The organism is Phenylobacterium sp. (assembly GCF_030654915.1).
GTDB lineage: Bacteria > Pseudomonadota > Alphaproteobacteria > Caulobacterales > Caulobacteraceae > Phenylobacterium.
In genome coordinates this window covers 1-14,124 of the sequence record NZ_JAURWM010000065.1, presented here as the reverse complement: position 1 = coordinate 14,124, position 14,124 = coordinate 1, and the positions used below count along the sequence as shown (strand labels likewise).

At 65.9% G+C, this 14,124-nt stretch carries 12 protein-coding genes; 8 read left to right on the top strand and 4 right to left on the bottom strand.

Translation table 11 applies throughout. The annotated features are described in order from the left end of the window. Positions 1–25: 25 nt before the first annotated feature. The 3 genes from Q7T84_RS03080 to Q7T84_RS03070 are packed head-to-tail and all read left to right on the top strand — an operon-like array spanning position 26 to position 3,499. A complete protein-coding gene (locus Q7T84_RS03080; RefSeq protein WP_304806235.1) occupies positions 26–1,867 on the top strand; it encodes a long-chain-fatty-acid--CoA ligase in 1,842 nt (613 codons plus the stop codon). 50 nt (positions 1,868–1,917) lie between these two features. Continuing rightward, entirely contained in the window at positions 1,918–2,280 is a 363-nt protein-coding gene (locus tag Q7T84_RS03075) for a hypothetical protein (RefSeq protein ID WP_304806234.1), read from the top strand. 4 nt (positions 2,281–2,284) lie between these two features. Further along, positions 2,285–3,499, top strand: coding sequence for an alpha/beta fold hydrolase (locus Q7T84_RS03070; RefSeq protein WP_304806233.1), 1,215 nt, complete (start codon positions 2,285–2,287; stop codon positions 3,497–3,499). Here the strand turns inward: Q7T84_RS03070 and Q7T84_RS03065 are convergent. Continuing rightward, positions 3,488–4,384, bottom strand: a complete 897-nt coding sequence (locus Q7T84_RS03065) for an MBL fold metallo-hydrolase (RefSeq protein ID WP_304806232.1) — start codon at positions 4,382–4,384, stop codon at positions 3,488–3,490. The two genes, Q7T84_RS03070 and Q7T84_RS03065, sit on opposite strands and share 12 nt — an antisense overlap. Positions 4,385–4,450: 66 nt before the next feature. Between Q7T84_RS03065 and Q7T84_RS03060 the strand changes: the two genes are divergently transcribed. Further along, complete coding sequence (locus Q7T84_RS03060; RefSeq protein WP_304806231.1) at positions 4,451–4,612, top strand: hypothetical protein; 162 nt, start codon at positions 4,451–4,453, stop codon at positions 4,610–4,612. 12 nt (positions 4,613–4,624) lie between these two features. Here the strand turns inward: Q7T84_RS03060 and Q7T84_RS03055 are convergent, their stop codons facing one another. Continuing rightward, positions 4,625–5,035 carry a TIGR01244 family sulfur transferase gene (locus Q7T84_RS03055; protein WP_304806230.1) on the bottom strand — a complete coding sequence of 137 codons (411 nt, stop codon included), beginning with the start codon at positions 5,033–5,035 and terminating at the stop codon, positions 4,625–4,627. Between the two features lie 110 nt (positions 5,036–5,145). Here Q7T84_RS03055 and oppB point away from each other — a divergent pair, with 110 nt between their 5' ends. Further along, positions 5,146–6,069: an oligopeptide ABC transporter permease OppB gene (gene oppB, locus Q7T84_RS03050; RefSeq protein WP_304806229.1), complete on the top strand. Its 924-nt coding sequence runs from the start codon at positions 5,146–5,148 to the stop codon at positions 6,067–6,069. 44 nt (positions 6,070–6,113) lie between these two features. After that, positions 6,114–6,974 (top strand): ABC transporter permease, encoded by an 861-nt coding sequence (locus Q7T84_RS03045; RefSeq protein ID WP_304806228.1) that lies wholly within the window; start codon positions 6,114–6,116, stop codon positions 6,972–6,974. Between the two features lie 61 nt (positions 6,975–7,035). Here Q7T84_RS03045 and Q7T84_RS03040 read toward each other — a convergent pair whose 3' ends face one another. Next, positions 7,036–7,488 carry a hypothetical protein gene (locus tag Q7T84_RS03040; RefSeq protein WP_304806227.1) on the bottom strand — a complete coding sequence of 151 codons (453 nt, stop codon included), beginning with the start codon at positions 7,486–7,488 and terminating at the stop codon, positions 7,036–7,038. Between the two features lie 106 nt (positions 7,489–7,594). Between Q7T84_RS03040 and Q7T84_RS03035 the strand changes: the two genes are divergently transcribed. Further along, on the top strand, positions 7,595–9,247 hold the full coding sequence (locus Q7T84_RS03035) for a peptide ABC transporter substrate-binding protein (protein ID WP_304806226.1): 1,653 nt from the start codon (positions 7,595–7,597) through the stop codon (positions 9,245–9,247). 220 nt (positions 9,248–9,467) lie between these two features. Then, a complete protein-coding gene (locus Q7T84_RS03030) occupies positions 9,468–12,521 on the top strand; it encodes a TonB-dependent receptor domain-containing protein (protein WP_304806225.1) in 3,054 nt (1,017 codons plus the stop codon). A 117-nt stretch (positions 12,522–12,638) separates the two neighbouring features. Here the strand turns inward: Q7T84_RS03030 and Q7T84_RS03025 are convergent. Beyond that, a partial coding sequence (locus Q7T84_RS03025; protein ID WP_304806224.1) for a putative 2OG-Fe(II) oxygenase occupies positions 12,639–14,124 on the bottom strand: 1,486 nt, incomplete at its 5' end.

The following is a 14,124-nucleotide window of genomic DNA, read 5'->3' as shown; positions in this document are numbered from 1 at the left end:
AGGGCAACGTCGGGAGGAATAAAAAATGCAAGGCTTGATGCAGGACTGGCCGTTGACGGTCGACAAGATCCTGGACCACGCCAAGACCTGGCACGGGGGACGCGAGATCGTCAGCCGTTCGGTCGAGGGACCGATCGTCCGCACCACCTATGCTGAGGTCCATGAGCGCGCCAAGCGGGTGTCGAACGCCCTGCTGGGGCTGGGGATCTTGCCCGGCGACCGGGTCGCGACCCTGGCCTGGAACACCGCCCGCCATATCGAGGCCTGGTACGGGATCATGGGGATGGGGGCGGTCTGCCACACCCTGAACCCGCGACTGTTCGCCGAGCAACTCGTCTACATCATCAATCACGCTGACGATCGGATCATCCTGACCGATCTGACCTTCCTGCCGATCCTCGCCTCGATCCGCGATCAGATCCCGGGCGTGAAGCACATTATCGTCCTGACCGACGAGGCCCAGCTGGGCGACAGCCTGCCAGGCGCCTTGGCCTATGAGACCCTGGTGGCGAACGCCTCGGCCGACATTGCTTGGGGCGGCTTCGACGAGAATACCGCTGCGGGCCTTTGCTACACCTCGGGCACGACGGGTAATCCGAAGGGCGTGCTCTACTCTCACCGCTCAAACTTCCTCCACACCCTGGTGACCATGGGATCCGACGTGCTGGGGATCACAGCCACCGACACGGTGCTGCCGGTGGTGCCGATGGTCCACGCCAACGCCTGGGGCTTGGCGTTCTCGGCTCCGGCGGTCGGCGCCAAGTTAGTCATGCCCGGCCCGAAGCTGGACGGCGCCTCGGTGCACGAGTTGCTGGAGACCGAAGGAGTCACCTTCTCGGCTGCTGTCCCGACCGTCTGGCAGATGTTGTTGACCCACCTTCGCACCAGCAAGGGCACGCTCAGCACCTTGAAGCGCGTGGTGATCGGCGGTTCGGCGGTGCCGGAGGCGATCGTGCGCGGCTTCCGCGACGAGTACGGCGTCGATGTCACCCACGCCTGGGGCATGACCGAGACCTCGCCGCTCGGCACCCAGGCTACGCCCAACCACGCCATCTCCCAGATGGACGACGAGCAGCAACTGCAATTCAAGCTGAAGCAGGGGCGCGCCCCGCTCGGCATCCAGCTCAAGCTGGTGGACGACGAGGACAAGCCCCTGCCGCACGACGGCGCGACGTTCGGGCGACTGAAGGTGTCGGGTCCGTTCGTGGTCGGCGAGTACTTCAAGTCCGAAGGCGGCAAGATCCTCGACGCCGAAGGCTATTTCGACACCGGCGACGTGGCGACCATCGATGAGCACGGTGTGATGCAGATCACAGACCGCGCCAAGGACGTGATCAAGTCGGGCGGCGAATGGATTTCGTCCATCGAGATCGAGAACATCGCCGCCGGCCACCCCAAGGCCGAACTGGCCGCGGTGATCGGCGTGGCGCACCCCAAGTGGGACGAGCGGCCGTTGCTGCTGGTCAAGCTGATGCCGGGCGAGAGCGCGACCAAGGACGAGTTTCTGCAATTTCTCGACGGCAAGATCGCCAAGTGGTGGATGCCCGACGACGTGGTCTTCGTCGACGAGATCCCGCTCGGCGCCACCGGCAAGATCGACAAGAAGCTGATCCGTGAGCGAATGAAGGACTATGTGCTTCCCGCCACGACCCCGGCGGCCAGCGGCACGGCGGCGCTTGCCGCGCCGCCCGAACCCAAGATCTACGCGCCGGAGCCCGCACCGATCATTGGGGGCGAGGATGACGCCTGGCTTCACTGGACTCCGGACCCCGCCCAGGCGGTCGATCGGAGCCATCGCGAGGAACCCGCCGCCGTCGATCAGGCGGAGGCCCCGGCGGACGCCCAGAACCCTTTTCGAGCGACGTAGGCGCACCTCGGTCGTCGCCATCGCCCTCTGCGGCGGTCGTCCGGCCTGAGGTGATCTCGCGGCGGTTCGCCCATGTTTATCTGCATGTCGCGACCCTAATCGCGCTCGCACCGGCGGCCATGGTGGCCGTCGGTTGGGGCGGGGCCAGGCTTGGCCTGTTGAGTGCGGAGTTCGGCGTAGGCGTCTTGGCCTATCAATGGGCGCCGCACGTGGCCTCGGGCAGCGTCGCGGCGGGCATCTTCGGGATCATCGTCGCCTTGATGGCCGGCTTCTCGCGGTTTTGGGGCCGAGCCCTGTTGGTGCTCGTCATCACCACCGTGACGCTGCTCGCCTATGTCTGGGTGCGCGAAGCCGAGCCATCGGTGACGGCGTCAGTTCAATCCACGGCTTTCGTACTTGATGGCTTGGCATAGCTTCATGGCCGGCGTCGCCGGCGCGGCGATGGTCTGGGCGACAGCCGTCGCTCAGCCGTTGCAGGGCTTCGACGCCGGGGCCAACGTCCCCCCGGCCTTTGCCGTGACGTCCTTCTATGACGCCTCGCCCAGGCTCGCCGGAGCCAAACCTGGCGATCTCCTGAAGTCCGAACCGGTGGCCGCGCCGGCTGGCGCGCGGGCATGGCGGATCATGTACGCCTCGCGCACCTGGGACGACCAGCCGGTGGCCGCCACCGGGCTGATCATCGTTCCGGTCGACAAGGCGACGAGGCCGCGCCCAGTATTGGTCTGGGCGCACGGCACGACCGGCGGGGCGCGTGGCTGCGCGCCGTCGTTGGCGCCCGATCCGGCCCGTGGCTTCCTGGAACGGGGCGGCGCGGCCGGCTATCCGATCGACATCGGCACGCCCTATCTGCAAGAGCTTCTGGCGCGGGGCTATGTGGTGGCGGCCCCGGACTATCAGGGGCTCGGCGGCCCCGGCGTTCACCAGTTTCTGGTTGGCGACACCGCGGCGCGCGGTGCGCTGGATGCGGCTCGCGCGGCGCGGCGGGTCCGTGGTTCGAAAGCCGGAGCGGACGTGGTGATGCTGGGCTGGTCGCAAGGCGGGCAGGCAGCCCTGGCGGCAGGCGAGATCGCGCGGGCCTACGCCCCTGAGCTACGGGTCCGCGGGGTCGCCACTCTCGCCCCCAGCGCGACGATCATGTCGCCGGTCGTGAACCAGCTGTTCCGCTCGGGCACGCCGCACGTTTACGAGATCATCCGCGGCTATGTCTCGGCCTATGGATTGTCGAGCGACCTGCTGTCGCCGCGCGGGCGCGATCTCGTCGAGGTCGCCGGCCAGGGTTGCATCCTGGAGGTCTTCAAGGAAGTCGGTCACTCAAAGGAGCCCGGCGTGATCGCCGATGTCACTGACGATCCAGCTTGGACGGCGGCGCTGGAACGCAATCAGTCGGGGCTGCGGACTTCGGCCGCCCCGGTGCTGGTCGTGCACGGTTCGGCCGACGGGATCGTGCCGTTCGGCAGCACCGAACTCTACCAAGCCCGCGCTTGCGCGGTGGGGACGATGCTGCAGGTCGACCGCATCGAGGGCGGCGAACATCGCAGCGTCATCCCCGCGGCCCGCGAGGGTATCCTCCACTGGCTGGAAAGGCGGCTGCGCGGCGAGCCGGTAAAGTCGAGCTGCCCCTCACCCGGCTAGTCGATAGTCGCTGTCAGGACCCGGCTGGCCGTCGGTCGTGAGCACGCCGCGCCGCTCCAGGTCGATGATGTGGCCCAGCACCGAGCGCGCGGCGGCCGGCCACAGGCGCTTGTCGACCTCGGCGTAGAGCACCGGGACCATGTCCTTGATGCGCCCGTGGCCCTCGCTCACGGCCTTTAGGATCTGAGCCTCGCGGGCGCGGCGGTGAGCGATGTAGGCGGCGATGAACGGCTCGACGTCGAGGACCGGCGGGCCGTGGGTCGGCCAGAGCGTCGTGAAGCCTCGCGCCTGCACCAGGTCCAGGCTTTCCATATAGGCGGTCATGTCGCCGTCGGGCGGCGAGACCACCGTGGTGGACCAGCCCATGATGTGGTCGCCGGAAAACAGGGCGTTCTCCTCGGCCAGGGCGAAGCAGATGTGGTTGGAGGTGTGGCCGGGTGTTGCGATCGCCTCTAGCGTCCAGCCAGGTCCCTTGAACACCGCGCCGCCGCCGCAGATGTCGACGTCGGGCGTGAACGCCAGGTCGTGGCCCGCTTCGGTGATCACCACTGAATCCACCGCCTGAGCGCCCACCGCGCAGCCGTAGATCTTCGCGCCGGTCTTTTCCTGCAGCGGGCGGGCGAGGGGGGAGTGGTCGGAGTGATGGTGGGTGACCAGAATGTGGGTCACCGTCTCACCCTCCAGCGCCGCCATCAGGGCGTCGAGATGCTCGGGCAGGTCCGGGCCGGGATCGATGACCGCCACCTGACCCTTGCCGACGATATAGGTGCCGGTGCCGAGATAGGTGAACGGCCCTGGATTATTGGCCACTACCCGGCGGATCAGCGGTGAGACCTGATCGCAGGCGCCATAGTCGAACTTGATCTCGCGGACATAAGGGATCATCGGCAATTTCCTTGGGCGGCGCCCGAATTGCTGGCCATGACCTCGATGTGATGAATGAGGTCGGTCATGGCGACGGACGCGGCGATTTTTGTATCAAAACGGCTTCAGAGAGTGGTGTCGGCCTTGCTGTGTCTTTTCGCGGCTCAGCTGTTGCTGGCGGTCGCGAGCTGCGAACCTGAGCAGGTCGCCATGGGCGCGACCCGCGTCCCGCTCGCCAACCAACCTTAGCGCGGGCGGACCCTAGCGCGGAAATGCGCCGGACAGATCGTAGCCGGCCTGGGCGCCCAACTCGACAAGCTCCTGGGCGCTATGCTCGTCCGCCTGGAATTGACCCAGCGACCAGGTGACGATGGACCGGGTGCCAGAGCGGCAGAAGGCGAGCACGGGACCCTCGGCGGCTTCCACCGCCCGATAATTCGCCTCGACCTGATCGGGCGTCGGCGCGCCGCGCACCGGGATATGGACATAGCCAAGACCCGCCGCCTTGGCCGCGGCCTCGACCTCGGCGCTCGTCGGCTGGCCGGGTTCCTCGCCGTCGGGGCGATTGTTGATCACCAGCTTGAAGCCTTGGCTCGCGGCCGTGGCGAGATCGCCCAACCCAATCTGGGGGGCGACGGAGAGCTGTTCGGTGACGCGTCGGAAATCAGTCATGTGAGCTACCGGAGGTTGGGAGGAGGACCCTTCGTTGACATCATCGGGGGGCGATGAAACTTTCGCAACGTCCGGCCGTCAAATGGCCTCCACCTTGAGCCCCTCTCAAAATGTTGCGTTTCATCGGCCGCCGCCTGCTCGTGGCCATCCCAACGCTGTTCCTGGTCGTGACGGTCGCCTTCTTCATGATGCGCGCGGCGCCCGGCAGTCCCTTCGACACCGACCGCAGACTCTCACCCGAGATCGAGCGGAACGTGATGGCGAAGTACGGAATGGATAAGCCGCTTGGCGAGCAATATCTGAACTACATCAAGGATGTGGCCCATGGCGACTTCGGGCCGTCGCTGAAATATCAGGACAAGAGCGTCCTCGAGATTTTGCAGGAAAACTACAAGGTCAGCTTGGTGCTGGGCCTGTCGGCGATCCTGATCGCCAGCATCGTCGGGGTGACGCTCGGCGTCCTGGCCGCGCTGCGCCAGAACGGCCTGGTCGACTACGGGGTCATGACGGTGGCGATCATCGGGGTCTGTATTCCCACCTTCGTGACCGCGCCGCTGCTGGTGCTCTTGTTCGGATCCAAGCTGCAGATCCTGCCGTCCGGGGGCTGGAACGGCGGGGCGCTAGCGAATCTGATCTTGCCCGTGACGGTCCTGGCCCTGCCGCAGATCGCCATCATCTCGCGGCTGACGCGGGCTGGGATGATCGAGGTTCTGCGCTCTAACTATGTGCGCACCGCGCGCGCCAAGGGCCTGCCGGAGCACCGGATCGTCGGTAAGCACGCCCTGCGCGCGGCGATCCTGCCGCTGGTCAGCTATCTCGGCCCGGCCTGCGCTGGCCTGCTGACCGGGTCGCTGGTGGTGGAAAAGATCTTCAACCTGCCGGGGCTCGGGAAGTTCTTCGTCATTTCCGCCCTCCAGCGGGACTACACCGTCGTCATGGGCATGGTGATCTTCTACGCCGCCCTGATCCTCGTCCTGAACCTGATCGCCGACCTGCTCTATGCGGTGCTCGATCCCCGCGTGAGGCTGTCTTGAAGGCTCCAATTCTCGCCCCCGGCTCGCGCGTCGGGGCTGAAGTCATGGAAAAGGCCGTCAAGGGCCGCAGCCTGTGGGACGACGCCCGCCGGCGGCTGTTCCGCAACTGGGCGGCGGTGACCGGCATGGTGGTGCTGGCGGTGTTGGTGGTGGTGGCTCTGATCGGGCCGCATCTGGTCCCGTTCAGCTATGACCAGATCAACAAGAACGACGTCTGGGCGCCGCCGCTGAGCGGGGGGCACTTGCTGGGCGCCGATTCGCTGGGCCGCGACCTGTTGGCCAGACTGCTGATGGGGCTGCGGGTTTCGCTGGCGATCGGCCTGGTGGCGACCGTGGTCTCGCTGGTGATCGGCATCATCTGGGGCGCGGTCGCCGGCTATGTCGGCGGGGCGTTGGACGAGTTGATGATGCGCGTGGTCGACGTGCTCTACTCGCTGCCGTTCATCTTCTTCGTCATCCTGATGATGGTGACCTTCGGGTCGAACATCATCCTGATCTTCATCGCCATCGGCGCGGTGGAGTGGCTGACCATGAGCCGGATTGTCCGCGGCCAGACCCTGGGGCTGAAGCACAAGGAGTTCGTGGAGGCGGCGCGGGCGGCGGGGCTGAGCCAAGGCGCGATCATCGCCAAACACATCATCCCCAACCTGCTCGGGCCGGTGGTGGTCTATGTGACCTTGACCATCCCGGCCGTGATACTGGCCGAGAGTTTCCTCAGCTTCCTGGGGCTGGGCGTCCAGCCGCCGATGGCTTCGCTGGGCAGTCTGATCGCCAATGGCGCGCAGGACATGGAGCTAGCCCCGTGGCTGTTGGTCTTCCCCTCGCTGGTGATGGTCGTCACCCTGATGAGCTTCAACTTCATCGGCGATGGGCTTCGTGACGCCATCGATCCGCAGGACCGATGAGGATGAAACCCGCCGCCGTTGAGGCGCTGGTCGCTGAAACTCAGGCCTACGCCCGCTGATGCTAGTCTGTCCGGCGGACCCGGAAGGCGCGCTGATCATCGACGTTCAGCAGGTAGCCGCCCATCGGCGCCTTGCGAATACGGACCGGCTTGCCGGCCTTGGGTTTGATCGCCGGCGGGTCGACCTCGACCTGCGTCCAGGTGGAGCCGTCTTCCAGGGTCAGCACCCACCGTCCGGTGGGGTCGGCGCGGGCCGCGGTGATGGTGCTCTCGATGCTGTCGACCTGTTCGGGCTTGTCGCCCCGGTCGAACACCGCCAGCGAGGGCAGGCGCAAGCCAAACGCTTGGCGGCGAACCTGTTCGGCCTGGGCGCGATCGACGACGACGATGTCGCCCTTCGCCTCGGCCTGTTCCAGCGCGCCGGCGGCGGCGTCGAAGCAGGCGAGCCGGGCCGAGTCGTCTGCGACCTTTCGGCAGTCGGCCAGCTTCTGGACCAGGGCGGCCCTGCCTCCCATACTGGGCTGCTGAGCGTATGCTGGCCAAGCGCAGAGGGTCGAGGCGGCAAGAACGACGGCCGTGCGTCTGACCTGAACCATATCGATAGTCATTTCTGAGAGCCCCATGTCACTGCGTAAGCTCATTGAAGCCGCCAGCCACCATGCACGCAATCTCCTGATTCTCTCGGCCGTCGCGGTGGCTGTGCAGGCATGCGGTCAAAGCGGCCCGGCGCGGGCGCAGTGTCCGCAGGGCAAGGTGTGCCTGCACCTTGGCAACGGCTCCGAACCGACGACGCTCGATCCGCACAAGTCCAGCGGCACTTGGGAAGACCGAATCATCTCCGACGCGCTGATGGGCCTGACCCAGGACGACGCCGCCGGCCGGCCGATCCCGGGCATGGCGCAGCGTTGGGAGACGTCGCCGGACGGGCTCACCTGGCGGTTCTACCTGCGCGACGCCAAGTGGTCGGACGGCGTGCCGGTGACGGCCGAGGACTTCGTGTTCGGGATCCGCCGTATCCTCGATCCAAAGACGGCCTCGCAATACTCATCGCTGCTCTACATGATCGACGGCGCTCAGGCGGCGAACGAGGGCAAGGCTCCGCTGGAGAGCGTCGGGGTGAGAGCGGTTTCGCCAAAGGTTCTCGAAATCCGGCTGAACCACCCGGCCCCCTATCTGCCGGAGGTGGCCAAGCACTACTCGATGTATCCGGTGCCCAAGCACGTCGTGCAGAAGTGGGGCGACGCCTGGACGCGTCCCGAACACTTCGTGGGTAACGGCCCTTACATGCTGCGCGAGTGGCGGCTGGGCGATTACGTCCGGTCTGTAAAGAGCCCGACCTTCTATGAGGCCGACAAGGTCTGCGTCGACGAGGTCTACTACTATCCCACCAACGACGCGATCAGCGCCGAGCGGCGCGTGCGGCGCGGCGAACTCGACGCCAACGCCGACATCCAATCCAATCGCATAGCCTTCTTGCGGAAGGACATCCCCGACTACGTCCGCACCAACACCTATCTCGGCGTGTCCTATGTGGCGTTCAACACCAACCGCCCGGAGTTCAAGGATCCGCGCGTGCGGCGGGCCCTGTCGATGTCGATCGACCGGGAGTTTATCGCCGAGAAGCTGCTGCGCGGCGGGCAGACGCCAGCCTACACCTTCGTGCCGCCGGGCGTGGCGAACTACCAGGGCGCCAAGCCGCCCGAGTGGGCGAGTTGGCCGCTGGCCAAGCGTCAGGAAGAGGCGCGCCGCCTGCTGGCCGCGGCGGGCTATGGCCCGAATCGCCCGCTGAAGGTGGAGATCAAGCATCGCAACTCGCCCGACCCGATGCTGGTGATGCCGGCCATCCAGGCCGACTGGAAGGCGATCGGCGTCGATGCAAGTCTGGCCCAGAACGAGACCCAGATCGCCTACGCCTCCTATCGGGCGCGGGATTTCCAGGTCGCCGACGCCGCGTGGATCGCTGACTACAACGACCCGATGAGCTTCCTGTATTTGATGCAGTCGGCGACGGGCCAGCAGAACTACGGCGACTATAGCAATACCGCCTATGACGCCTTGCTGGCCAAGGCCGACAACGAGCCGGACGCCGCAAAGCGCGGTCAATACCTAGCGCAGGCCGAGTATCTGATGCTGGAAGATACGGCGGTCGCTCCGACGTATTTCTATGTCACCAAGAACCTGGTGAACCCGAAAGTTACCGGTTTCGTGGACAATGTTATTGATCATCACCGGACCCGCTATCTCTGCGTCGGTGGCAACAAACCGCCGCTTTGAGGGCAAGCTCGGCACGACTCGTGCGCCCAAGCGGCCGGTCCGGGCGATCTGTGACCAGAATGCTACAGAACGGCGCCTATGATGTGACCGACTATTGATGTTCGTTGACCTCGAACATGTTCGCCTCGTAACTCAGGTGTAACCGGGAGCAGATCGTTTCTGGGACCTTTCCTTTGTGGGGAGCGGCTGCCGTCTGGTGGACCGCTGGAGGATACAAACAGTGAAATTCAAGTCGATGCGGGAGCGCCTACTGGCGTCATCCATGATCTGCGGCGCGGCCGCCCTTGTCGGGCTCGCCACGCCAGCGATGGCTCAGGGGGAGCAAGAAGTCCAAGAACTGGTGGTCACCGGTTCGCGTATTCCTCAGCCTAACCTGACCAGCATCAGTCCGATCCAGGCGGTGGGCGCGCAGGAAATCACTCTCGGCGGCCGTCCGGTCACCGCGGACTTCCTGAACCAGCTTCCCCAGGTTTCGCAGAACGCCGCAACCGGTCTGTCAAGCACCTCCAACCCGCTGTCGGGTCCCGGTGGCGTGGCCACCATCGATCTGCGCGGCATCGGCCAACAGCGCACCCTGGTCCTGGTTGACGGCCGTCGCCTCGGTATCGGCGACCCGAACACCGGCAACCCGAACCCTTCGCCCGACATCAACCAGATCCCCAGCCAGCTGATCGAGCGCGTGGACGTGCTCACCGGCGGGGCCTCGGCGACCTACGGTTCGGACGCCATCGGCGGCGTCGTCAACTTCATCATGAAGCGCGACTTCGAAGGCCTGCAGATCGACGCCCAGTGGAGCGTCAACCAGCATAGCCAGCACAACGATTTCGTGCAGGGCCTGCAACGCAAGGCCGGCATCGCCAACCCCAAGGATAACGTCTGGGACGGCAAGGCGCGCGATATCAGCATCGTCTACGGCGCCAACTCAGAGGACGGCCGCGGCAACGTGACCGGCTTCTTCACCTACCACGACCAGGATCCGGTCACTCAGAACAAGCGCGACTGGTCCGCCTGTCAGGTGACCGCTCCGGCCTCCGGCATCGCCGCCTGCGCCGGTTCGCCGAACTCGAACCTGTATGGCCTGTCGAGCGGCGAAGACTTCCCGGACCTCAATGGCGACGGCCTGGCCGGCCTCAGCCAAGCTTCGGTTCTGGGCAACAACTTCGTTCCGTGGGGCACCCCGGGCACCAGCCCGCCGCAGCGCTTCAACTCGAACGACTATGCGTTCCTGCTGCAGCAGAGCACCCGCTACTCGGCCGGCTTCTTCGCTCACTACGACGTGAACGAGACCTTCAACCTGTACACCGACTTCTCGATGATGAACGATCGGTCGAACGTGCAGATCGCCCCGACCGGCCTGTTCCAAGGCTCGGGCGCCAGCCCGCTGGGCGGCTTCCTCGTCAACTGTAACAACCCCTTCCTCAGCGGTCAGCAGCAAGGCGTCATCGGTTGTACGCCGGCTGACATCGCCGCGGGCGAGAGCAAGGATCTGTCGATCGGCCGTCGGAACATCGAAGGTGGTGGACGGAACTCGTTCTACGAGCACCAGAACTACCGCGTTGTGGTCGGCAGCAAGGGCAAGATCACTGGTCCCTGGGACTACGATCTGTACGGTTCGTACTATTACACGAGCCTCTACCAGGCGAGCCAGAACTACCTCAGCATCAGCAAGATCCAGAACGCGCTGCAGGTTGTTCAGGGCGCCAACGGCCCCGAATGCATCAGCGGCGCCGGCTGCGTTCCCTACAACATCTTCCAAGACAACGGCGTCACCGACGAGGCTCTCGCCTATCTGGACGTGACCGGCACCTCGCGCGGCACCACCAGCCAGCGCGTCGTTGAAGGCACTGTCACCGGCGATCTCAGCGAATACGGCATCAAGACGCCGTGGGCCACTGACGGCGCTGGCGTGGCGTTCGGCTTCCAGAACCGCCGCGAACACCTGGAATACGCTCCGGACGTGGCCCAGCTGTCGGGCGACCTGTCCGGCGCTGGCGGCGCCTCGGTGACCGTGGACAACAGCATTCGGGTCACGGAGGTCTTCGCCGAAGCCCGCCTGCCGCTGATCCAGGACATGCCGTACGCCAAGGAGCTGACGCTCGAAGGCGGCTACCGGTACTCGGACTACTCCACCGGCATCCAAGCCGACACCTACAAGGTCGGCCTGCAATGGGCGCCTACCGACGACGTACGCTTCCGCGCTTCGTACCAACGCGCCCTGCGCGCGCCGAACCTGCTGGAGCTCTACACGCCGCGTTCGGTCACCAATACGAGCCAACTTTCCGTTGACCCCTGCTCGCCTGACACCGACGGCACACCCGCGACCGCGACCCTTGAGCAGTGCATCCGCTCCGGCGTCACCGCTGCTCAGTACGGCAACGGCGGCACCACCAACACCATCGTGCAGTGCCCGTCTGGCCAGTGCGCGGTGCTCAACGGGGGTAATCCGGACCTCGAAGCGGAAACCGCCAAGACCTTCTCGGTTGGCTTCACGGTCACCCCGCGGTTCCTGCCGGGCTTCATCGGTAGCATCGATTACTACGACATCGACCTGACGAACACGATCAGCGCCATTCCGCTCGAAGTCACCTTGCAGAAGTGCATGGACACCGGCGATGCGGAGTTCTGCTCGCTCGTCAACCGCGCCCCGAACGGCACCCTGTTCGGCACCAGCGTGGCGGGCGGCGGCTACATCGACGGCACCAGCGTGAACGTCGGCGCCAACCACTATTCGGGCGTGGACGTGCAGGCGACCTACAACATCCCGTTCGAAAACTTCGGACTGGAAGAGTACGGCAGCGTGTCGCTGAACTTCGCGGGCAGCTACACGATCAACGCGACGACCATTCCCGTCCCGGGCGATCCTGAATACGACTGCGCCGGCCTGTTCGGTCCGTCGTGCCAGACGATCCTGCCGGAATGGCGCCACACGGCTCGCCTCAATTGGGCTACGCCGTGGGATGTCACCGCCTCGCTCGCGTGGCGTTACATTGGCAGCGTGACCAACGAAGCTGACTCGGGTGAGCCGACCATCAGCAGCGGCGGCGGCGCGCCGAACAAGTTCAACCACACCCTGCCTTCGCGCAGCTATATCGATCTCTCGGGCGTCTGGAACGTGAACGACATGTTCAAGGTGCGCGCGGGTATCAACAACGTCTTCGACCAAGACCCGCCGCTGGTGAGCTCGAACATCGTCGGTACGGGCCTGCCGAACACCTACCCGACCTACGATCTGCTGGGTCGCCGGATGTTCATCGGCTTCACGGCCAACTTCTAAGACGCATCCCCGCAACGGGAGGCGAAGGGCGGCGGAGCAATCCGCCGCCCTTTTTCTTTGCGTCAAGGCAAGGTGTGGCGCGCTGACTTGGAGCGGGCCGAGACCGGGGGCGGGGGGTTACGCCGGTACGGCGTCGAACGCGACGGTCAGGCGTTGCTGGTTCGAGGCGAAGGGCACGGTTCCGTGCCACATGTACGACGGGAAGAGCACCAGCCGGCCGGGCCTTGGCTGGACGTAGCGCTCCGGCGCCAGGGGCGGCGTCGTGCGGATGCCCGGCTCGCCGAACTTGATCCAGCCGGGTTTGGCCACGGCGTCTCCGGATTCTTCCGGCACCGACACATAGAAGGCCGACGAGATCCAGCCTCTGGGATGGACGTGGTTGGTGTGGTGGCCTGAGGCCTCAAGCCGAACCGACCAGGCGCCGCTCAATTCAGCCGCTCCGGTGTTTCGTCTATCAAAGACGGTGTCGCCCACGCCGATCGTGCCGATGTGTCGCTGCACAGTGGCTCGGAACTGGTCCAGCAGGCGCTCGATCGGCCCTTCGTGGCCGCCATCGAGCCGCAGCGCCGACTGGCCGCCGCCGCGCACGGACTGCGAGAAGGGGTGAACCGTGAAGCCGTGCAACCTGTGAAGCGCCGCGCGTAGCGCTTCCAGGTACACGCGGTCCTCGGCCTTGCTCTCATCAAAGAGATCATAGGCGCCGACCAGACGGTCATAGTCGTACATCGCCGTGTAGCGTTGATCGCCGGTCATGCGCCACGTCGTGGCTTGCAGCGCCAGCGCCATCTGGTGATCGGGGGCCTCGGCGACCGCTGCGTCAGCGGCCCGGCGCGCGCCCATCGGATCGCCGGCGGCCAGCAAGGCTTGGGCGGTCAAGGTGTGGGCGCCGGCGACGCTGAGGCCGGTGGCGGTGCTGGCCCATCGCACCGCGGCGGGTGCGTCATTCAGTTCGCAACATACCTCGACCGCCAGGCCAAGCAGCCGGGGATCGCGCGGCGAGACGGCGAGGGCGGCCTCGACCGTGCGCCGCGCTAACTCAGGATGGCCGGTGAATGCGTGAGCGATGGCCAGGGCGTAGCGAAGGCCTGGGTTGGTGGGGAAAGATGAGGCGGCGTGCTCGAGCCGCGCCAGGGCGGCGCGTCGGTCGCCAGTTCGCATCCAGACAAGCTGGGCGAGCTCCCGATGGGCTTCTTCGTACTCAGGGCGTGCGTCGAGCGCGGCGACGAACGCCTGCTCAGCCTCATCGAATCGCCGCTGCTCCTGAAGCGCGCGGGCCAGGACCAGCCGGGTCTCGGGCGCGGTGAGGCCGAGCCCGATAGCCTTCCGGGCGGCGGCTTCGGCCTGCTCGGCCTGACCGAGGTCACCCAGCGTCGAGGCCAGGTTGTGCCAGGCGACCTTGTTGCCGGGGAAACGGCTGACCGCAGCCTGGTTGGCTCTCAGCGCTTCCCGCGGCCGACCAGCCGCCTTCAACACCGTCGCGTGAGCGGCGAGAGCAGCCGCTGGCGCGTCTGGATTCTGGACCAGGGCGGCGGTCAGGCCGAGGGCGCCTTCGACTTCCCCCCGCGCTAGCAGCTCATAGGCCGTCCGATGGTCAACGCTCACG